Annotated in this window: 18 protein-coding genes and 1 pseudogene; 10 read left to right on the top strand and 9 right to left on the bottom strand. The window is 71.4% G+C overall.

The features are described from left to right. Nucleotides 1-1,494: 1,494 nt before the first annotated feature. Nucleotides 1,495-2,526 (top strand): serine hydrolase domain-containing protein, encoded by a 1,032-nt coding sequence (locus ABT137_RS48125; RefSeq protein ID WP_351719788.1) that lies wholly within the window; start codon nt 1,495-1,497, stop codon nt 2,524-2,526. Between the two features lie 173 nt (nt 2,527-2,699). Beyond that, nucleotides 2,700-3,137, top strand: coding sequence for a transposase family protein (locus ABT137_RS48130; protein WP_351719791.1), 438 nt, complete (start codon nt 2,700-2,702; stop codon nt 3,135-3,137). Between the two features lie 13 nt (nt 3,138-3,150). Here ABT137_RS48130 and ABT137_RS48135 read toward each other — a convergent pair whose 3' ends face one another. The 4 genes from ABT137_RS48135 to ABT137_RS48150 all read right to left on the bottom strand — a co-directional run bounded on the left by ABT137_RS48135 (nt 3,151) and on the right by ABT137_RS48150 (nt 6,376). Continuing rightward, nucleotides 3,151-4,014, bottom strand: coding sequence for a universal stress protein (locus ABT137_RS48135; RefSeq protein ID WP_351719793.1), 864 nt, complete (start codon nt 4,012-4,014; stop codon nt 3,151-3,153). A 120-nt stretch (nt 4,015-4,134) separates the two neighbouring features. Further along, nucleotides 4,135-4,575, bottom strand: coding sequence for a pyridoxamine 5'-phosphate oxidase family protein (locus ABT137_RS48140; RefSeq protein WP_351719796.1), 441 nt, complete (start codon nt 4,573-4,575; stop codon nt 4,135-4,137). A 35-nt stretch (nt 4,576-4,610) separates the two neighbouring features. Next, on the bottom strand, nt 4,611-5,285 hold the full coding sequence (locus tag ABT137_RS48145) for a helix-turn-helix domain-containing protein (RefSeq protein WP_351719798.1): 675 nt from the start codon (nt 5,283-5,285) through the stop codon (nt 4,611-4,613). A 23-nt stretch (nt 5,286-5,308) separates the two neighbouring features. Continuing rightward, nucleotides 5,309-6,376, bottom strand: coding sequence for a zinc-dependent alcohol dehydrogenase family protein (locus ABT137_RS48150; protein WP_351719853.1), 1,068 nt, complete (start codon nt 6,374-6,376; stop codon nt 5,309-5,311). Nucleotides 6,377-6,653: 277 nt separating this feature from the next. Between ABT137_RS48150 and ABT137_RS48155 the strand changes: the two genes are divergently transcribed. From ABT137_RS48155 to ABT137_RS48165, 3 genes are all read left to right on the top strand, one after another. After that, complete coding sequence (locus ABT137_RS48155; RefSeq protein ID WP_351719800.1) at nt 6,654-7,046, top strand: STAS domain-containing protein; 393 nt, start codon at nt 6,654-6,656, stop codon at nt 7,044-7,046. A gap of 149 nt (nt 7,047-7,195) precedes the next feature. Then, nucleotides 7,196-7,777, top strand: a complete 582-nt coding sequence (locus ABT137_RS48160; RefSeq protein WP_351719802.1) for an Rv1733c family protein — start codon at nt 7,196-7,198, stop codon at nt 7,775-7,777. 475 nt (nt 7,778-8,252) lie between these two features. Beyond that, nucleotides 8,253-8,903 (top strand): CBS domain-containing protein, encoded by a 651-nt coding sequence (locus tag ABT137_RS48165; RefSeq protein WP_351719805.1) that lies wholly within the window; start codon nt 8,253-8,255, stop codon nt 8,901-8,903. Nucleotides 8,904-8,991: 88 nt separating this feature from the next. On the opposite strand, the gene ABT137_RS48170 is transcribed toward ABT137_RS48165, so the two are convergent. Then, nucleotides 8,992-9,897, bottom strand: coding sequence for a universal stress protein (locus ABT137_RS48170; RefSeq protein WP_351719807.1), 906 nt, complete (start codon nt 9,895-9,897; stop codon nt 8,992-8,994). A gap of 555 nt (nt 9,898-10,452) precedes the next feature. Between ABT137_RS48170 and ABT137_RS48175 the strand changes: the two genes are divergently transcribed. The 5 genes and pseudogenes from ABT137_RS48175 to ABT137_RS48195 all read left to right on the top strand — a co-directional run bounded on the left by ABT137_RS48175 (nt 10,453) and on the right by ABT137_RS48195 (nt 13,467). Next, nucleotides 10,453-11,334: a universal stress protein gene (locus ABT137_RS48175; protein ID WP_351719810.1), complete on the top strand. Its 882-nt coding sequence runs from the start codon at nt 10,453-10,455 to the stop codon at nt 11,332-11,334. Nucleotides 11,335-11,364: 30 nt separating this feature from the next. Further along, complete coding sequence (locus ABT137_RS48180) at nt 11,365-12,354, top strand: Acg family FMN-binding oxidoreductase (protein WP_351719812.1); 990 nt, start codon at nt 11,365-11,367, stop codon at nt 12,352-12,354. Nucleotides 12,355-12,454: 100 nt separating this feature from the next. Then, nucleotides 12,455-12,895: a CBS domain-containing protein gene (locus ABT137_RS48185; protein ID WP_351719814.1), complete on the top strand. Its 441-nt coding sequence runs from the start codon at nt 12,455-12,457 to the stop codon at nt 12,893-12,895. 180 nt (nt 12,896-13,075) lie between these two features. Then, nucleotides 13,076-13,333 (top strand): annotated as a pseudogene (locus ABT137_RS48190) (dsRBD fold-containing protein); the annotation flags it as partial. After that, nucleotides 13,273-13,467 carry a pyridoxamine 5'-phosphate oxidase family protein gene (locus tag ABT137_RS48195; protein ID WP_351719816.1) on the top strand — a complete coding sequence of 65 codons (195 nt, stop codon included), beginning with the start codon at nt 13,273-13,275 and terminating at the stop codon, nt 13,465-13,467. The pseudogene ABT137_RS48190 and the gene ABT137_RS48195, both read left to right, overlap by 61 nt. Nucleotides 13,468-13,620: 153 nt before the next feature. Here the strand turns inward: ABT137_RS48195 and ABT137_RS48200 are convergent, their stop codons facing one another. The 4 genes from ABT137_RS48200 to gap form a co-directional block, all read right to left on the bottom strand. Beyond that, nucleotides 13,621-14,115 (bottom strand): flavodoxin domain-containing protein, encoded by a 495-nt coding sequence (locus tag ABT137_RS48200; RefSeq protein ID WP_351719818.1) that lies wholly within the window; start codon nt 14,113-14,115, stop codon nt 13,621-13,623. Nucleotides 14,116-14,130: 15 nt separating this feature from the next. Beyond that, entirely contained in the window at nt 14,131-14,859 is a 729-nt protein-coding gene (locus ABT137_RS48205; protein ID WP_351719820.1) for a CBS domain-containing protein, read from the bottom strand. A gap of 20 nt (nt 14,860-14,879) precedes the next feature. Next, nucleotides 14,880-17,612, bottom strand: coding sequence for a bifunctional acetate--CoA ligase family protein/GNAT family N-acetyltransferase (locus ABT137_RS48210; protein WP_351719822.1), 2,733 nt, complete (start codon nt 17,610-17,612; stop codon nt 14,880-14,882). Between the two features lie 179 nt (nt 17,613-17,791). Then, nucleotides 17,792-18,805, bottom strand: a complete 1,014-nt coding sequence (gene gap, locus ABT137_RS48215; protein ID WP_351719824.1) for a type I glyceraldehyde-3-phosphate dehydrogenase — start codon at nt 18,803-18,805, stop codon at nt 17,792-17,794. Nucleotides 18,806-18,815: the final 10 nt, after the last annotated feature.

Below are 18,815 nucleotides of genomic sequence, written 5' to 3' on the forward strand. Positions count from 1 at the left end.
TCCTCCCGACCCCGTCGACTCGTACACCGGCAGGTCCGGTCAAAGCCCACCGTAGTGGGCACCGACCGCGTCGGGCACCTGGATCGGGCAAGTCGTCGGCGCCTGGGGCCGGGCCGTTCCGCCCTGCCGAGGGGACAGCGGCGCCTGTGGGCCAAGAGGCTTACAACGGTCTTCGGCCCAGGACCGCCGCCGATCCGAGGTCCCGCTGACGGCAATACGACCGTTGTCCGGGCCGCAGCGCGCCCTGTTGAGAAACCGTGGTCGGCCCATCCGGCCACTGGCGCTCGGCTCCGTCGCTGCTCGTATAGGCGGAGGAAATCAGGCGCCGTGCGGACCCGGCGCGGCGGTCGGCCCCGTGGCGCCCGGATCGCGGCGGCCGGCACGGCGGTCCCGACCGGGCGAGGCCTCAGGGCACAGACAGCACATCACCCGACGTGCAACGGTCGACCGGCCCCGAACAGATGACCATCGGCACCTGTTCCAGGCCACAAGCCGGGAGAGACTGGATTCAGGAGCGGCACCGATCCCCCGCGGTGTCGCTCCGCCCGCACCGCCTCGGTCTTCGCCGAATCGACAGAGGAACGCCGCGAAGGCTGGCCTCCAGGCCGGGAGCGGAGCTGCGGTGACCCGTGACGGCCACGGAGGAGAACGCTGCCCTCAACCTCACGACCGCGGCGGATCGAACACCTTCTGAGCCGACAGCCTGAGAACTCCACGCAACCGGTCAGTGAGCCTTTTCCAATCTCAGTTTGACGTCGCCAGATGCAGGGCGAGGACGGCCTTCAACTCGCCGCCCAATCACCCAAGTCAAAACCGCTCACTGTCTCTCACAACCGCTGCCACAAACACGAGAGATCGCAGCCGGGCCGCCCGCGCCTCGCGCGACCTTGGTGCGGAGCTGGACCGTGGAGAACGTTGACTCGACGGGGTTCGTGGTCCGCAGGTGAAGCCGGCCGGTCGTCACGGGACATCGAGGTCGAGCTCAACAACTCACTGAAACCGCTCGTTTCGCGGACTCCACCCAGGAAAACATGATCGAGTAACCGATATTCATCTTTTTCACCCGGCCTCCGGCTATCCTCCGAAGGATCGCCCAGGGCTGTCCAGGGCCCGCCGGAGCTGGCTTCGCCCCCGGGGCCGGACGACAACTCGCCGGGCGGAATCCGGTGTTCTCCTCCCCGTCCCCCGATCGTGCCCGACGGCCTTCCCGGATTCTCGAAGGAGCATGAATTGCGTGTGAATATGCGTGTTCGACGGCGCCCGCAACTGACGGGGTTTCGCGCAGTAGCAACAGTTGCGGTGTCCGCGGCCCTCGTCGTGCCCCTCGCTGCGACCCCGTCGAGTGCGAACACGGTCCACGAGAGTGCGGCGGTCCGCGAGAGTGCGGCCGTCGGCCCTCGGACGCTCTCGGCGGTCCGACAGGACGGCACTGCGGAGACAAGCGCTCACCTGCGGGAGTTAGCGCGGAAGTTGGTGGAGGAAGGAGTGCCTGGGGTGATCGTGCGGGTGGACGACGGTCACCACAGGCCCATCGAGATCTCCGAGCAGGCCGCCTGGACGAAGAAGGACCATCGGCTCAGGGCGGACGACGAGGTGCGAGAAGCGTCCAACACCAAGACGGTGATGGCCACCCTCGTCCTGCAACTGGTCGCCGAGCACAGACTCGCCCTCACCGACCCGGTCGACAAGTGGCTGCCCGGCCAGGTGCGCAACGGCAGAGCGATCACCCTGCGCATGCTGCTCAACCACACCAGTGGGTTGTTCGACTACACCGACGACCCCGCCCTCGCACCGGCCCTCACTGGCCGGGACTCCCACGTATGGACGTCGACGGAAATCCTGAGCCTGGTGAGCAGACACCCGGCACTGTTCGAGCCGGGCACCGAGTGGTCGTACAGCAACACCAACTACATCGCGATCGGCGCCGTCCTGGAGAAGGCCACCGGTAAGAACCTTGCGGCGCTGGTGCGGGACCGGATCGCCCGACCCCTGGGGCTCCGGCACACCTTCTACGCCACCGGCTCCGCCTGGCACGAACGGCACGCACACGGCTACGAACCTGACGCCGCCCACATGCCACCGGACGTCCCCGACGAGTTCAGGAACTACGCCGGACCGCAGCACGACGACCACGTGGACGTCACCGGCGACTACGTCACGGCCGACGGAGCGGATGCCGCGATCGTGTCCACCGCCGGTGACTGGTCCCGTTTCTACGGCGCGCTGATGTCGGGCCGCCTGCTGCCCGCCGCCCAACTGGCCGAGATGCGCACCACCGTGCCGGAGGACGGGCCGGGGGACCCGGACGAGCTCGGCTACGGGTTGGGCATCGAGACGGCGAAGACCGACTGTGGCACGGTCTGGGACCACGTCGGCATCGTCCCGGGCTATGCGACCTACAACGTCACCGACTCCACCGGCCATCGCACGGCCGCCTTCTTCTTTGCCACGTCCACTCTCACCAAGCAGGCGCACCAGACCGGCGCGGCCCTGATGGACGCGGTCAACTGCGCCATGTTCGACTGACCAGCGCGTTTCCGTGGGAGCCGCCTCAGGATCACGATGTGAAACGCTAAACTGAGCGGTTTTGACTTGGGTGATTGGGCTGCGAGTTGGCGTGGGGATGGTGTCCGGGAACAGGTGAAGCTCCAATTAGATGGGTTGTCGACCAAGGCCGACCTGTCCGCCTGGAGTTTCACGTGCTTGTCCACCCATCGGGGATCGCTCTGTCCAGCTCGACCCCGCGCCATCTCTCCCGCCTGCCGGCCGCCCGACGCCGGGAGCGGGGCACGCGGTGGCGCCGGCTGAGCGCGGTCCGTCAGGCCCTGCCGGCCCTGGCCCACCTGCGGTGCGGCCACACCCATGCCGCCCTGGCCGAGGCCGACGTGCACTGCTGGGCCGATAAGGGATACCAGGATGCCGGCACCGGGCGCGTCCCCTGCCGCGCCCGCTGGGAGAACATCTCCGCAGGCCAGCAAGCCGTCAACGTCTCCCACGCCAGGATCCGCGCGGTCGGCGAGCAGGCGATGGCCACCCTGAAGTCCTGGCGCCTGCTGCGCAAGGTCCGCTGCAGCACCACCCGCATCACCGACCTGGTCAAGGCCGTCCTCGCCCTGCATCTGGCGACGTCAAACTGAGATTGGAAAAGGCTCAGTCATGCGGTACGACCGCGACCGGTGCGGACGCATGGCGCAGTACCGCGGCGGTGACCGGGCCGATGTGCGCGCCGAGCGCGGCCCGGCGGACCCGGCGGCCGACGACGACCAGGGACGCCTCGCGTGAGGCGTCCGCCAAGTGCGCTCCGGCGTCGCCTATCACCGCTTCCTCGGTCACCTCGACACCCGGGAACTTGGCCTTCCACGGGCTGAGGAGCCGCCTCCGTACGGCGGCCGGGTCGTCCTGGAGCTCCGGGCCGCTCCCGCCGTGCACCACGCGCAGCCCGGCCGCGCGCCGGGATGCCGCGGTGAACGCGAAGCCGAGAACGGTGTCGTCGGCACTGCTGAGGTCCAGCCCCACCACGACGTCTCGATACGGGGTGGCCTGGGAAGGCGCACCGGCGGCATCGGACACACGTTCGCCCCCGGCATCGGCTCCGGCGCGGACGAGGACGACCGGCTGCTCGGCGCGGGCGACCACCGCCGACGCCACAGAGCCGAGCAGGAAGCCCACGGCCGCACCCAGTCCCCGCGTCCCGAGAACCAGGAGCTCCGCGTCCCGGGCGGCGCCGACCAATGCAACCACTGGCTGTCCCGGCAGCTGGTCCGTATCCGCTCGCAGGTCGGGATGACGGTGGTGCAGTCGGACGGCGGTCTCCCGCAGCAGGGCCGCCGAGCGGTCGGCTCCCGCCGGAGGCACTGGCTCGCCGGCGAACGGCACGTACTCGTGCGCCTGTTGGTCGCCAACGTGCACCAGGCGCAGGGGCAGGTCGGACATCAAGGACTCGCGAGCGGCCCAGTCGGCTGCTGCGCGGCTTTCAGGTGAGCCGTCCAGGCCCACGGCGACGACACGGGTCACGAGGAGACCTCCTGTTGCACGGGTGTGCTCCCCACTCTGGTCACGCACGGCTCGCGGCAGGAGGGACCGTAAGTCCTCGCAGTGGGGCCATCGGTCCCTGGTGCCGTCGGTGACGGAGTTTCAGGAGACACGGTCCAAGCCGTACATGGTTCGTCCGGCGGTCAGTCGACGTCCGGTGACCAGCTCCGGCTCAATGCGCACGAAGACCTCCCGTGGGGACGGAACCCAGGAACGCGGGCCGTGGCGAACCAGCCGTTCGTGCTCGCCGGGGTCGCTCACCACGGCCGCAGGGCCGGTCACCACGACGCTCCAGCCGGAGTGCGCGGCGGCGTCGACCTCGTCGGCTTCGAACGCGACCACCGAACCATTGATGGCGCGCACCAGTTCCGAGGCCGCGGACGTCCGCAGCAGCACCGCTCCGTCACGGTCCAGGGCGAAGTTGACTGGCAGCACCGCCGGCAGCGCGTCCCGGGTGTGGACGATCCGGCCGACCGCCACCCCGGCGAGCAGCCCCAGGCACTCCCGCCGGTCGAGTTCACGGAATCCGTCGTTGGCGTACATCGGCCGTCTCGTCTCTCTCTTCGTCCTGGGTTGGATCAGACCGTGATGCGACGCCCGGTGACGGAACGGGGCTCGATGCGCACCCACAGGTCGCGCTCGCCGCCCGCCCACGGGGTGCTGTGGACCGACGCCGCGAGCCGGCGCACCTCCTCCGCCTCGCTCACGTGGCGTGCCGGGCCGCGCACCAACACGCTCCAGCCCTCGCTGAAGGCGTCGTCGATGCGGTCGACCTCGAAAGCCACCTGGCGGCCCGGGGCCATGGACGGTGCGGTGTCGTCAGTGGTCCTGAAGACGATCGCGCCGTCGACGACGCTGCAGTTGACCGGCACGACGACAGGCCCCGACGCGGTGTCGACTCCGAGGCGTCCCACGCCATGCGAACCGAGTAGTGCCCTGCATTCGGACGGATCCAACTCCGTGAACCGGGGGTGGTGCCCCGCCCTGGCCCGACCGGACGCGGCCTGGGTGTCGCCTCCGGTGAGGTGCGACACGGTGGTGTGCAGTACGTTCGCGAGCCTGAGCAGGGCACCCCTGCCGGGTGCAGCCGCGGAGTTCTCCTCCAGGTACCGCAGATAGCCGGGCGCTATGCCGACCCGTTCGGCCGTCTCCTCGCGGGTGAGGCCGAGTTCCTTGCGGCGGGTCGCCAGGCGGCGCCCCAGGTCTCCCAGCGGCGGTCCTTCCGCCGTGTTCGGCCGTACCTGTCCGGCCATGACCGGTCACGTCCTCTCGTCGGTCAGGTCCCGCGGACGGCGACCTCGTGCTGCTCCCCGCCGAGCACCACCTTGAGCGCGCCGGTGTCGGCGGCGCGGGCGAAGACGTCGTACGCCTCGGCCATCTGTTCCAGGGGGAAGGTGTGGGTGACCAGCTGTGCGGTGGGCAGCCGGCCGGCGGCGGCCATCCGCAGCAGAGTGGGGGTGGAGTGGGTGTCCACCAGGCCCGTGGTGATGGTCACGTTCTTGATCCACAGGTCTTCGAGGTGCAGCGTGGCCGGCTTGCCGTGCACGCCGATGTTGGCGACGTGTCCGCCGGGCCGGACCATGCGGGTGCACAGTTCGAAGGTCTCCGGTACGCCGACGGCCTCCATGACGACGTCCGCGCCGAGTCCGTCGGTGAGGTCGGCGATCAGCTGTTCCGGGGCTTCCCGGGCGTCCGCGACGGCGTCCGCGCCGAACGCCTTGGCCGCCTCCAGCCGGGCCGGGGCCAAGTCCACGGCGATGATGCGCTCGGGGGCGAACAGCCGTGCGGTGCTGATCGCCGCGAGTCCGATGGGGCCCGCGCCGACGACGGCGACGGTGTCGCCGGGACGCACCCGGCCGTTGAGGACGCCCACCTCGTAGGCGGTCGGGAAGATGTCCGCGAGGAGGACGGTGTCCTTGCTGTCGACCGTGCCGGGCAGGGCGTGGACGGACAGGTCCGCGAAGGGGACGCGGACGTACTCGGCCTGGGTGCCGTCGATCAGATGGCCGAGGATCCAGCCTCCGCCGCCCCGGCACTGGCCGTACATGCGCTCCCGGCAGTACGAGCAGCGCCCGCAGGAGCTGATGCAGGAGATCAGCACGCGGTCTCCCGGCCGTACGGTCCGTACGTCACCGCCGACCTCGACGATCTCGCCGACGGCCTCGTGACCGAGGATCGTGCCGGGCCGCACCTCCGGAACGTCGCCCTTGAGGATGTGCAGGTCCGTCCCACAGATCGTGACGGCGTCCACCCGCACGACGGCGTCGGTGGGCTCCTTGACGGCGGGATCGGGGACCTCCTCCCAGGCGGACTGCCCGGGTCCGTGGAAGACGAAGGCCTTCATGTCGTCACTCACCGTCCTTGGTCCGGTACGGGGCACGGGGTCGGCGAGCGTCGGCGGCGGGTGCCGACCGGGCGCCTGGATATCGCCGGTATTGCCCCGCAGATCCAGCTTGTCCCGTCCCGAACGGGCCCGCTTGGGCCGTCCGGCCCTCATCACCTGCCGGACGGGCCGCCCCTCCGGAACGCCGGAGCACCGGCCGTTCGGAGCCTGCCGCCAGGAGCACAAGGGGACCGAACGGCCCTTCCGTACACCCCGCCGACTGCACTTGTCTGTTTCCATGGCCGACAACCACACCAGGTCCGTGGCGTACCACACGACCCGCACCGACCATGGCACGACCGTCGTCACGCTGCACGGCGAACTCGATCTGCTGGCGATACCGGTCCTCTCCACGGTCCTGGACTCCCTGACGGCCGGTGCGGAGCCCGATCTGGTACTCGATCTGGGTCCCGTCTCCTTCATCGACTGTTCGGGGCTCAGCCTCCTGTGCCGGGTCCGCAGCCGGGTCCGGTCACGTATCGGCAGACTGCGGCTGGTCGCACCGGACGGCAGCTTCCTGCGCCTGCTTCGCTGCACGGGCCTGGTCGGCGCCTTCGAGCTGTATCCCGGCCTCCCCGAGGCACTCGCCGGCAAGGACTTAGCGGGTCCGGCCTCCGCCGCGGTCGCCTGACTCCCACCCATGAGGGCCGAACGGCCCATGCGACCGGTCGAGTCGACCCCCGAGCAGCCCCGCGGTGGTTCCTGACCGGCCCATGGCCCGGTGCGCGGCCGACCGGCACCTTCGGGAAGGTCAACACGACGAGGAGGAGGTGCGGACCGATGCGCAGGACCAGGCGTGTGAAGGAGCTGCTGTGGCGGTGGCGGAGCAACCCGCTGCGACGCCATGACGACATCGTCGAGGCCTGGATCGTCCTGGCCGTATGGGCACTCGTCCTGGTGGGAGGCATCGTCGCCGGGCTGGTGACCGCCCGGGCCGCGGACGATGTCTTCGCGCGGCAGCGGGCGGAGCGGGAACCCACGCCGGCCGTGCTTCTCGTGGACGTCCCGACGAGCGTCTCCGGGATCGGCACGGACAGCGAGCGCACACCGGGCACCGTGAGCTGGACCGCACCCGACGGCTCCACGCGCACGGGCCGGACTCTCGTGGACACCGGCAGCAAGGCCGGTTCCAAGGTTGTGGTCTGGCTGGACGACCAGGGTCGTCCGACCACCGAACCGCCGAGCGCCGGAGCGGCCGCCGTCGAGGCGGGGGTGCTTGGGACGGCGGCCGGCTGTGCGCTGGCCGGAGCCGTCATCGGCGCCGGAGCGGTCGCCCGGTGGCGGCTGGAGCAGCGGCGCCTCGACCTGTGGGATCGCGAGTGGAGCACCGTCGGACCTCGCTGGGGTCACAAGACCGGCTGAATTCGGGCACCCCCTCGAACCCGCACGTACCCGGAAGGCGAACGGGGTGTGGTGCTGCGGGTACCGGACAACCCGATGCGGGAGCCCGCCAGAGCCTCGGTGATCGTCTGGAGTCCCCGGCGCCGAGGCGTGTGCCTGCACGCCGTGCATGCCTGGGCGCTGCGCCCGTGGTGCGAAGAGTTCCCCGACGTGGACGTGCTGGCGGATGTCCGGTTGTTCGGTCCCACAGAGGCCCTGCTGCACTGCTCCGAGCGTGCCGGGCTGGTCGTGGTTCCCCGTGACTCCGGGAAAACCGATGGGGAAGAGGCCGCTCGGGTTCTGCTGCGGCGAGCCACGTGCGCCGTGGCCGTCGTACCGAAGGGGCCAGGGCCCCGGCCGACCGGTAGTGCGCGGGCGTGGACACGTTCACGCTGGTAGCAGGGCCCGTGAGGTCTCCTTCGAGGCCCTGACATCCCGGAGCTGTGAGGAGAACGCCATGACCAGCAGCCCGCACAAGGTGGGCGACGTGATGACGCGTGCCGTCGTCGCGGTGGGCCGGGAGGCCCTGTTCAAGGACATCGTCGAACGCATGGACGGGGGGCGGATCAGCGCTCTGCCGGTGCTGGAGGGCGACGGACGGGTGGTCGGGGTCGTCTCCGAGGCCGATCTGCTCCCGAAGGAGGAGTTCCGGGACAGCGATCCGGACCCGTTCGTGCAGCGGCAGCGCCTCGACGACCTGGCGAAGGCCGGCGCGGTGTGCGCGGCGGAACTGATGAGCGCTCCTGCCGTCACCGTCCACGCCGACGCCACGCTGCCGGAAGCCGCCCGGATCATGGCCCTGCGGCATGTGAAACGACTGCCCGTCGTCAACGCCGTAGGCGTGCTGGAAGGGGTGGTCAGCCGGGGCGATCTGCTCAAGGTGTTTCTCCGCTCCGACAACGACCTCGCCGACGAGATCCGACGCGAGGTCGTCGACCCCCTCTTCCCGGCCCCGGTCGAGCCGGTGCACATCATGGTCGTCGAGGGCATTGCGACCCTGACCGGAAAGGTCACCGACGGCACCCGCATTCCGCTCGCGGTGCGCCTGGTGCGAGGCGTCGAGGGCGTGGTGGGCGTGGACTGCCGCCTCACCGCGGTGGACGGGTGACGGTGACCGTGGCGGGGAACACCCACGCCGACTGATCCACCCTTCAGTGATGACGCCAGCCCCGGGCTCGCGGGCCCGGGCTGCCGGATCAACCGTGGGCCACGACGGCGACGGGCGCACCGATGTGATGCAGGGCAGCATGGGTGACATGACCGATGTGCGCGCCGAGGGAACCGGTGCGGATGCGTCGGCCGACGACCACCAGAGAAGCATCACGGGCGGCGTTGACGAGAACCTGCGCGGCGTTGCCACAGCGGCTCGACTCGATGACGTCGACGCTCGGGAACTTCTGCCGCCAGGGACGCAGCGCGTCGGCCAGAGCGGCACTGTGCTTGCGTTCGAGGTCGTTCTGGAGTTCCGCATCGCCTGGGAAGCGGTAGAGGGCCGTGGTCGGCTCGGGCCAGGCGTGCACCACCCGCAGCGGTGTTTCCCTGCGGGCCGCGGCGTCGAAGGCGAACTCCAGCAGGGTGTCGTCCGGGTGATCGACGTCGAGGCCGAGCACGACAGGACGGAACGGAGTGGCCGCGGACGGCACGCCCGCCGGATCCATCCTGTGCTCGTCTGCGGCCTGCTCACCCTCGCGTACCAGCACCACGGGCCGTTCCGCGCGGGCCACGACGGCCAGACTCACCGAGCCGACCATGAACCCGCCAATGCCGCCGAAGCCCCGCGAGCCCAGCACGAGCAGGTCGGCGAGGCCCGCCGCCTCGCACAGGACGTCGGCGACGGTGCCTGTCAGCTGTTCGGTGAACACCTCAAGACCGGGGTGCCGGAGACGAATGCCTTCCGCGGACTCGCGCGGCATCTGCTCGGTCCAGTGCTGGTGGGTCTCGGGACCCACCAGTGGAGCCTGCGCCACGGGCACGGGGGTGGGCTCCCCGACATGCACGATCTTCAGCGGCAGGCCGCGCAGTTGCGCTTCGCGAGCCGCCCACTCGGCGGCGGCGCGGCTCTCGGGCGACCCGTCGAGACCGACGGTGACGTTTCGCAACATGATCTCCACCTCCGAGGGGCGTTCGTCTCCAGCGTGACGACGCGTTCTTGGGCCGCCAGGGGCCGTACGTCCCTCCACGGGACCGACCGGCCCACCCGCGAAGCCGAACGACCCGGCCGGGGGCCAAGGGGCCCCTGTCACGCTCTTGACCACAGACTCATGCTGGAAGCAGTCGTCCCGCTCTTCCCGGAACCAAGGGGGTCATCATGTGCGGGACCCCGCACCTCGTCAGCGAACGAGGGCGTCCGTGCATCAGGGATCACCGGGCCCGGCACAGGGACCAACGGCCCCTGGTATGCCGACCGCACCGCGGCCTGCAATGGAAACGGCGGTGGTACTCCCCCGGCACCGCCGCAGGGAGGAGATGAGGGCGATGTCCGCTCCCACACCAGCGACGCAGACCGATCGGGCCGCGACGAACGCGGGCGCTTCGAAGCACGCCCACGTCGGCGCCCCGATCGGCGTCTGCTTCCCCGGGCCGGAATCCTGCATCGGGCATCAGGCACCTGACGTCCGCGGACCCCGCGCCCGACGCCTCGGAAACCGGTGGTCGTCATGACCCGGCCCGGTGATCCTCGGCCGATCGTGGTGGGCGTCGACCCCGATCCCACCCACCGGATGGCTCTGGCCTGGGCAGCCGACGAGGCCGCCCGGCGTCGGCTGCCACTGCGCCCGGTGCTGGCCGAGGGCGTGCCGACACGTGGCTACGGGAGGGGGCAGATCCCGCCTTCCTGGGAGGAGTGGAACGAGGCGCTGCACAAAGCGGGGCGACGGACGCTGGACGAGGTCGCGGAGTTCGTCGTGGCGCAGCACCCAGGGCTCCAGGTGGACCCGCGGCTCGCGGAGGGCGATCCGGTGTGGGTGCTGCGCGAGCAGAGCCGTGACGCCACGGCCGTCGTGCTGGGCTCGCAGCACCTGAGCCGGACCCGGGAGGTGTTCGGCTCCGCCTCGGTCGCCGTGCCCCTCATGGCCCACGCCCGCTGTCCCGTGGTCGTCGTGCCCGAACCGGAGCGCGTCACCCAGGACCCGGCGTACTACGTCGTCGGTGTCGACGGCAGCCCGCACTCCGCGGCCGCGGTGGACCTGGCGTTCGAGGAAGCCGCGCTGCGCGGTGCCGGACTGCGCGTCATCTGCGTCTGGGAGCCGGGGCCACTGAGGATCTTCGACGAGTACGAACCGCAGCAGGAGGCCCGGCGGCTGCTCTCCGAGATCGTGGCCGGCCGCGGCGCCCGCTACCCGCAGGTGGACCTGCGCCACGAAGTGGTCGCCGGACACCCCGTACAGGTACTCACCGACGCCTCGGTCCACGCGCTGGGCCTGGTGGTGGGCACGCGGGGCCGCGGCGGATTCACCGGCATGCTGCTCGGCTCCGTCAGCCAGGGGGTGCTGCACCACGCGCGATGCCCCGTCATCGCCGTGCCGTCCGAGCCCGCGTGAACCCCACGGCCGAAGCGAAGGGAAGCCACCATGACCGCAGAACCCGTCGACGCGCACACCGTCGAGACGCTCGTGGCAGACGCCGTCGCCGCGCCCTCGCAGCACAACGCACAGCCGTGGAGGTTCCGTTACCTCCGCGACATCGGTGTCCTGCGCCTGTACGCCGACCTGGAGCACGCCCTGCCGCACACCGACCCGGAGCACCGGGGTCTGCACATGAGCTGCGGAGCCGCACTGCTCAACCTACGGGTGGCCGCCGCCGCGTCGGCACTGGCGCCGGTCGTCCGGCTGCTCCCGGATCCGGACTGCCCGGATCTGCTCGCCGAGGTGCACCTGTGCGGCAGCAGTCCGCCGGACGCCACGCTGGCACTACTGCGCCCGGCGGTCGGCTACCGCCACTCAAGCCGTCACCCGTTCCGTGACGAGGAGATCCCGGCGGCAGTACGCGAGGACCTGTGCGAGGCGGCCCGCGCCGAAGGTGCGCAGCTGCTGTTTCCCGGTGCCTGGCACGTGGGGTCGATCCTGGAGCTGGTGCGGGACGCCGAGGACTGGGAGGCGCAGGACGCAGGGATGCGCGGCGAGACCGTGCGGTGGACGTACACCGAACCATCGGGTGCCGATGGGCAGTCCGAGGGCATCCCCGCCGAGGCGTTCGGCCCGGCACCTCACGGTGGCAACGCCCCGGTGCGCGACTTCGCCGCCGGACGCCCGATGCCGGACCGTCCCCGGGCCTCGTTCGAGAAGAACCCGAACATCGCCCTGCTCGGAACCGCCCACGACGGCCCCGAGGACTGGCTGCGTGCCGGGCAGGCCCTGGAGCGGGTCCTGCTGCGGGCCACCGCGGACGGCCTCGTCGCCTCCGTGACCTCCCAGCCGCTCGAATGGCCGGACCTCAGGTGGGCGGCCCGCGACCCTCTCTCCGCCATGGGCCATGTGCAGATGGTGCTCCGGCTCGGCTACGGCCCCGGAGGCCACCCGAGCCCGCGCCGGCCGGTGGACGACGTACTGGACATCGTGTGAGACCGGCAGCCGCGTCCCGGCCGGAGCCCCCGCACCACGACCACGGACCCACGACCCACGACCCACGAGTAGGAGCATCCGCATGAAGGTGTCCGGGGCGATGACCACGCCTCCCGTGAACGTCGACCCCGGCGTCTCCCTGAAGGAGGTGAGCCGGTGGATGGCCGAGCGTGCCGTGGGCTCCGTCCTCGTCATGAAGGACGAGGAGCTGCGCGGCATCGTGACCGACCGCGACCTCGCGCTGCGTGGCCTCGGCGGCGGCCTGCCGCCCGACACACCGGTGGATGCGGTGATGTCGACCGAGGTCGTCACCGTCGACGCCGACGACGATCTCCAGGCGGCGTACCTCACCTTCCGCCGTACCGGCGTGCGTCGGCTGCCGGTCCTCGACCGGGGCCGGGTGGTCGGGGTGCTGACGACCGACGACCTGTTCCTGGACGTCTTCGGACGGCTGGCCGATCTGCTCGGAACCGTCGCATGGAGCGTGCTCCAGGAACCGCCCGGACCGCCCTCCGCCTGCGGCGGAGCGAATGAAGCCTGAACCGGGCCGGTCTGGAACCACCGCGCTGCACGAGGACAGCCCGCCGAACTCCTGGGAACCGGGCCGTCACCGGTCGGCGGGCCGGAGCCGTCCGCCCTCTCCGTCCCCGCACTGACCGCCCCCTGAGTTCTTCGCCGCCCTGAACGGCTTCCCGCCCGGTCTCAGCGCCGCCGGCAGGGACGTTCGGCCCTCTTCGAGGAAGGCGACGGAACGACCAAGGCTCACGTGGTGCTGAAGACCGGCACCACGTCCCTCACCGCCCACGGATCCGCGCACTGCCATCCGGCGGACAGCAACGTGCCGGAGATCGGCGACGAGCTGGCGGCGGGCCGGGCCATGAACGACCTGGCTCAGCAGCTTCTCAGCAGGACGACCGTGTGGACGAGGCACGTAGCGTGGGCTGGAGCGTACTCGCCGTCGGGCGGGCGAGCATCGTGACGGAACCCGACGCGGTACGCAGGCTCCTTCAGCACGCCCACGCCACACCATGGGCGGGCGGTGCGCGCGCCATGTGGGTGTCGATCCGGCCCAGAAGTCTCACCGGCCGCCGCATCACGCCGGCGGATCAGTAGCCGAGGACCGCGGACTTCACGTCGTCGGCGTCCTTGCGCCGCCCACCACTCGTGCTGCCGGAGCGGCCCTCACCGGGATGACCTGGTGAGGCCCGCTCGTGACGGACTCATGGTCCGCGGCTTCGGTCGAGGCCGAGGCGCGGCCAGCGCCTGTCAGCCTTTCAACTCCCCCGCGATCCCGGACGCCCAGGCCTCCACGGCCTCGAAGTCCCGGAAGTCCCCGCCGTTCCCGGAGCGCACGATCCTCCGGGCCAGCCAGCCGTCCGCGTCGTCGTCCAGGCAGCCACCGAAGGTGGCGTGGCCTCGTGCGTGCAGGTCCTGCATCGCGCGGCGCACCCCGCGCACGGGCGGGATGTCCCGCTCGGACGCGGAGGTGTCGAGCGGGCCGCTGCTGAAGAACCACACGGGCCGCTCGGCGAGGTCCTTGCGGTGGCGGCGGATGAGGGTCCGGGCGTCCTTGTGCCAGCGGCCGGCGTACAGTCCGCCGCCGACCACGACCGCGTCGTACCGGTCCACGAAGGGCACGGACGCGGCCCGCATCGTCTCGACGGTCAGCCCCTTCTCGCGCAGGGCATCGGCGATCGACTCGGCGATGTGCGCCGTCGATCCGTTCTTGGTGCCGTAGGTGACCAACACGGTGCCGGTCATGGGATGGCCCTCCTCTCAGAGTCCGCGCAGCCAGTCGTCGGCCGCGCCGTGCAGCGCCTGCTCCTCGCGGATGCGGGCGTCGTCCTGGCGGTAGGTCAGTTGATCGACCACGTCCACCACGCCGTCCGTCTGGCGGGTCATGGAGACGGCGATCTCGGTCTCGGTCCTGCGTTCCATGTGGCCGGTGAGTGTGACGACGCCTTCCGCCACGGCTACCTCGATGCTGCGGGGCGGTATCCACAGGGCCCGTACGAGGACTTCCTCGATCACCTCGTCGCGGATCTCGTCGTCGGGGCGCAGGAACACCTGGAGCAGGTCGCGGCGCGTGACGATGCCGACCAGCCGGTCCTCCTCGTCGAGGACGGGGAGCCGCTCCACGTGGCGTCCGGCCATGGTCCGGGCCGCCTCGACGATGGTGTCCTCGGCGTGCACGGTGACCGGTGGGTCCGACATCAGCTCTCCGGCCGTACGGGCCTGTGCCTTGGCCGCCTGCTTCCTGGCGCCGCGCGTCAGCTGGCCGAGCGGTGTGCGGTGCTTTTCCCCATAGGGGTCGGGAGCGGCGGCCTGGCGCACCATCAGGTCGGTCTCGGAGACGACCCCGATGACCTTGTCGTCGTCATCGATCACCGGCAGGCCGCTGATCCGGTGGTCGGCGAGGAGTCGCGCGACCTCCTTGAAGGGCGTGCCGTAGGCGGCGTGGACGACGTCCGAGGTCATCACGGAGCCCACCTTGTTGTGCCTCATCTCGGTTTCCTCCTCGGCCCTCAGCGGAGCCGGCGCAGATAGGGGTCCTGGGGCCGGCGCGGCAGCAGTCGTACCCGTGCGTCGAGCACGGTGACGCCGCCCGGCGTGGCCAGGACGGGGTTGAAGTCGGCCTCGGCGAGCTGCGGCAGGTCCGCCGCCATCCGGGACAGCCGCAGGAGCAGTTGCTCCAGGGCCTCGAGGTCGACGGGTCCGTTGCCGCGGGTGCCGAACAGCAGGGGTGCGCAGCGCGGGGACGTGATCAGGTCGTGCACGTCGTGGTCGGTGAGCGGCGCGAGCCGGGCGATGGGGGTCCCCCCGGTCGAGCGAAGCCGAGACTGGGGGAGGTCGGCGAGGATCTCGGTGGCCGTACCGCCGAGTCCGAAGAGCACGAGTGGGCCGAACACCTCGTCCTGGACGACTCCGGCGAACAGCTCGGTGCCGCGCCGGGCGAGCGACTGGACGACCACGCCGGTCATGAGGTCGCCGAAGCGGGCCTCCAGGTCCCGGAAGGCGGCGCGGACCTGCGGCTCGCCGCGAAGGTCGAGGTGGACCGCCCGCTCCTCGCTCTTGTGGACGAGGCCCGGCCAGTGGGCCTTCATGACCACCCGGCCGTCGGCGCCCTGCAGTCGTTCGGCGGCGCGCACGGCGTCGTCCTCGGTCTCGGCCCAGGTCCAGGGGATCTGCGGGATGCCGTAGCAGGCGAGGAGGTCGGCGCAGGTGCGCGGGGCGAGCCAGCCGCCGTCCGGGTGTGCGGCCAGGTGGGCGTCGGCCATGGCGTGGGCCCGCTCGGTGTCGACGTCGTCGAGTGCCGGTACGGTGCCGGCCGGCCGGGCCAGCCAGGCCGCGCGGTCGGCCGCGCGGGCCAACGCGCGTGCCGCCGCCTGCGGTTCGGCGTAGGCCGGGATGGTACCGCCCGCGTCGGCGGCGGACAGCAGCTTCACCGGCAGGTCCTGCTCCAGGCGTACGGCGAGGACCGGCTTGGGCCTGCGGCCGGGCGCCCCGGTGAGGGCCCGCACCAGGTGGTCGCCGGTCGCGGTGGCGAGAGCGGTCGGGACCAGGGCCACCAGGACGGCGTCGATGCCCGGATACTCCATGAGCGCGTCGACGCAGTCCGTGAGCTGTTCCTCGGTCACGGCGGCGGTGGCGTCTATCGGGTTGCCGATGGTCGCTCCGTCGGGCAGCACGGCGAGCAGTTCGTCGATCATCGTCGGGGTGAACGGCGGCAGGGCGAGCCCTGCCTCGGCGCAGGCGTCGGCGGCCAGTACTCCGGCGCCGCCCGCGTTGGTGACGATGGCGACGCGGTTGCCCTCCGGCAGCGTCTGGGAGTACAGCAGGGCGGCCGCTTCGAGGAGTTCGCCGACCGAGCTGGTGGCGGTGATACCGGCCTGGGTGAACAGGGCCCGGCGGGTCACGGTGGGGGTGGCCGCGGCCGCGGTGTGCGAGGCGGCGGCCCGGCGACCGGCCGCGGACCGGCCGGCGTCCACGGTCAGCACCGGCATCCGGCGGGCAACCCGGCGGGCGGTACGGGAGAACGCGCGCGGGTTGCCGAAGGACTCCAGGTGCAGCAGGGCGAGATCGGTGCGGCCGTCGGTCTCCCACCACTGGAGCATGTCGTTGCCGCTGACGTCGTACTTGTCGCCGAGCGAGACGAAGGTGGACACGCCGATGCCGAGCCGGGACAGGCCGTCGAGCAGGGCGATGCCGATGCCTCCGGACTGGACGGCGACGCCGGCGCTGCCGGGGCGGGGGTGGCCGTCGGCGAAGGTGGCATCGAGGCGCAGGCCGGGCTCCGTGTGGGAGATGCCGAGGCAGTTGGGGCCGACCATGCGCATGCCGTAGGTACGGCATGCGGTGCGCAGCTCCTGGGCCTGCTCGGCGTCGAGGCCCGAGGTGACGACGAGGAGGGCGCGGACACCGGCCTTGCCGCACTCCTCGGCGGTCGCCGGGACCGCCGCCGCGGGCACCGCCACGACCACCAGGTCCGGGGTCCGGGGCAGGGCGCTGACGGACGGGTAGCACGGCACACCGAGGATCGAGGCCACGCTCGGATTCACGGCGAAGAGGCGGCGGGTGAAGCCGCCGGTGTGGATGTGGTGGAGGATCGCCCGGCCGACCGAGCCCGGTGTGCGTCCGGCGCCGACGACGGCGACCGCCTCCGGGCACAGCAGCGGCCGCAGGCTCGCCACGTCCGCGGAGCGGCCCCGGGATTCGACGGCCGAGAGGTAGGCGTCGTCCTCGTCGAGGTGGATGGTGCAGCGCGTTTCGGGACCCTCGAAGCGGCGGGACGTCCGCAGGCCGAGGTCGGCGAAGAGCCGCAGCACCTCGCGGTTCTCGCTCAGCGCGTCTGCTGTGAAGGTGGTGATGCCGTCGGCGCGGGCCGCGGAGACCAGATGCTCGACGAGCAGGGTGCCGACGCCCCGGTGGTGCAGTCCGTCGGCGACGGCGATGGAGATCTCCGCGGCGTCCTTCTCCCCGCCGGTGTCGTACTCGGCGAGGCCGAGCACCCGGCCCCGTGTCTCGGCCAGCAGCGCCCGGTAACCGGGGCGGGCCGGGGCACACGCCCGGTCGGCGGCCATGCCGGCCGAGCGCCGGCTCACCGAGAAGAACCTCAGACGGAGGTTCTCCGAGGACATCTCGTCGTAGAACCGCTTCAGCCTGTCGTGGTCGCCGGAGGTCGCGGGCCGGATGCACACGGTGGTGCCGTCCGCGAGCAGCGCGTGGACGGGGGATCGTTCGAGCAGGTCGTCGGTCATCGCGGGTCTCCTCCATACCGGTTGACACTTCGAGCATCCAGCGCGGCGGGGCCTGGTCCCATGGGCTGTCCGGGGCGTACCGGGGGCCGGTCGGCCCAACGTTCGCCGCCGGTCGTCCCGGGTCCCGGGCATGCGGAAGGGGCCGGTGATCGGCGGCACCGGCCCCTTCCAGAGCGTGGTCAGTCGTCGGCGACCAGGGCCGTGAGGTCCAGGAGCCGGTTGGTGTAGCCCCATTCGTTGTCGTACCAGCCGAAGACCTTGGCCAGGGTGCCGTTGGCCTGGGTCAGGGCCGGGTCGAAGACGCAGGAGGAGGGGTCGCCGATGACGTCACGGGAGACGATCGGGGCCTTCGACACCCGCAGGATGCCGTTGAGCACGCCCTCGGCCGCCGCCTCGAACGCGGCGTTGATGTCGTCCGGGCTCGCTTCACGCCCGAGCACCACCGCGAGGTCGGTGAGCGAACCGTCCTCCACCGGTACGCGGACCGCGATGCCGTCCAGCGCCCCGGCCAGTTCCGGCACCACCAGGCCCACCGCGCGGGCGGCGCCGGTGCTGGTCGGGATGATGCTGAGGGCGGCGGAGCGGGCTCGGCGCAGGTCCTTGTGCGGACTGTCCAGCAGGGACTGGTCGTTGGTGTAGCCGTGGATGGTGGTCATCACGCCACGTTCGATACCGAAGGCCTCGTCGAGGACCTTCACCATCGGGGCGACGCAGTTGGTGGTGCAGGAGGCGGCGGAGATGATCCGATGCCGGTGCCGGTCGTAGGTCCGGTCGTTGACGCCCATGACGATGGTGGCGTCGACACCCTTGCCGGGCGCGGACAGCAGGACCGTGTGGGCGCCGGCCTTCAGATGCAGGGCGGCGGAGTCCCGGTCACGGAACCGGCCGGTGGACTCGATGACGATCCCGGCGCCGTAGTCCAGCCAGTTCAGGGCGCCCGGGTCGCGTTCGGCGGTGACGGCGATACGGCGCCCGTCGACGGTGATCGAGCTGTCGTCGTGGACGACGTCCCGCCCGATGTGTCCGAACGTCGAGTCGTACTCCAGGAGATGGGCGAGCGTCGCGGGCGAGGTGATGTCGTTGATCGCGACGACCTCGACGTCCTGCGTGCCCGCTTCGGCGCGGTCGAGTGCCGCGCGCAGGTAGGTACGGCCGATCCGGCCGAAGCCGTTGATGCCGACGCGTACGGTCATGACGACGAAC

It is taken from the genome of Streptomyces sp. NPDC001980, assembly GCF_040296885.1.
GTDB lineage: Bacteria > Actinomycetota > Actinomycetes > Streptomycetales > Streptomycetaceae > Streptomyces.

What these genes read in the sequence shown, in the direction of transcription:
- ABT137_RS48200 (WP_351719818.1), bottom strand. Translation starts at nt 14,115, where the DNA reads ATGACCGGCACCGTGTTGGTCACCTACGGCACCAAGAACGGATCGACG.
- ABT137_RS48165 (WP_351719805.1), top strand. Translation starts at nt 8,253, where the DNA reads ATGACCAGCAGCCCGCACAAGGTGGGCGACGTGATGACGCGTGCCGTC.
- ABT137_RS48145 (WP_351719798.1), bottom strand. Translation starts at nt 5,285, where the DNA reads ATGGCCGGACAGGTACGGCCGAACACGGCGGAAGGACCGCCGCTGGGA.
- ABT137_RS48170 (WP_351719807.1), bottom strand. Translation starts at nt 9,897, where the DNA reads ATGTTGCGAAACGTCACCGTCGGTCTCGACGGGTCGCCCGAGAGCCGC.
- ABT137_RS48160 (WP_351719802.1), top strand. Translation starts at nt 7,196, where the DNA reads ATGCGCAGGACCAGGCGTGTGAAGGAGCTGCTGTGGCGGTGGCGGAGC.
- ABT137_RS48155 (WP_351719800.1), top strand. Translation starts at nt 6,654, where the DNA reads ATGGCCGACAACCACACCAGGTCCGTGGCGTACCACACGACCCGCACC.
- ABT137_RS48140 (WP_351719796.1), bottom strand. Translation starts at nt 4,575, where the DNA reads ATGTACGCCAACGACGGATTCCGTGAACTCGACCGGCGGGAGTGCCTG.
- ABT137_RS48205 (WP_351719820.1), bottom strand. Translation starts at nt 14,859, where the DNA reads ATGAGGCACAACAAGGTGGGCTCCGTGATGACCTCGGACGTCGTCCAC.
- ABT137_RS48150 (WP_351719853.1), bottom strand. Translation starts at nt 6,376, where the DNA reads ATGAAGGCCTTCGTCTTCCACGGACCCGGGCAGTCCGCCTGGGAGGAG.
- ABT137_RS48175 (WP_351719810.1), top strand. Translation starts at nt 10,453, where the DNA reads ATGACCCGGCCCGGTGATCCTCGGCCGATCGTGGTGGGCGTCGACCCC.
- ABT137_RS48180 (WP_351719812.1), top strand. Translation starts at nt 11,365, where the DNA reads ATGACCGCAGAACCCGTCGACGCGCACACCGTCGAGACGCTCGTGGCA.
- gap (WP_351719824.1), bottom strand. Translation starts at nt 18,805, where the DNA reads ATGACCGTACGCGTCGGCATCAACGGCTTCGGCCGGATCGGCCGTACC.
- ABT137_RS48185 (WP_351719814.1), top strand. Translation starts at nt 12,455, where the DNA reads ATGACCACGCCTCCCGTGAACGTCGACCCCGGCGTCTCCCTGAAGGAG.
- ABT137_RS48210 (WP_351719822.1), bottom strand. Translation starts at nt 17,612, where the DNA reads ATGACCGACGACCTGCTCGAACGATCCCCCGTCCACGCGCTGCTCGCG.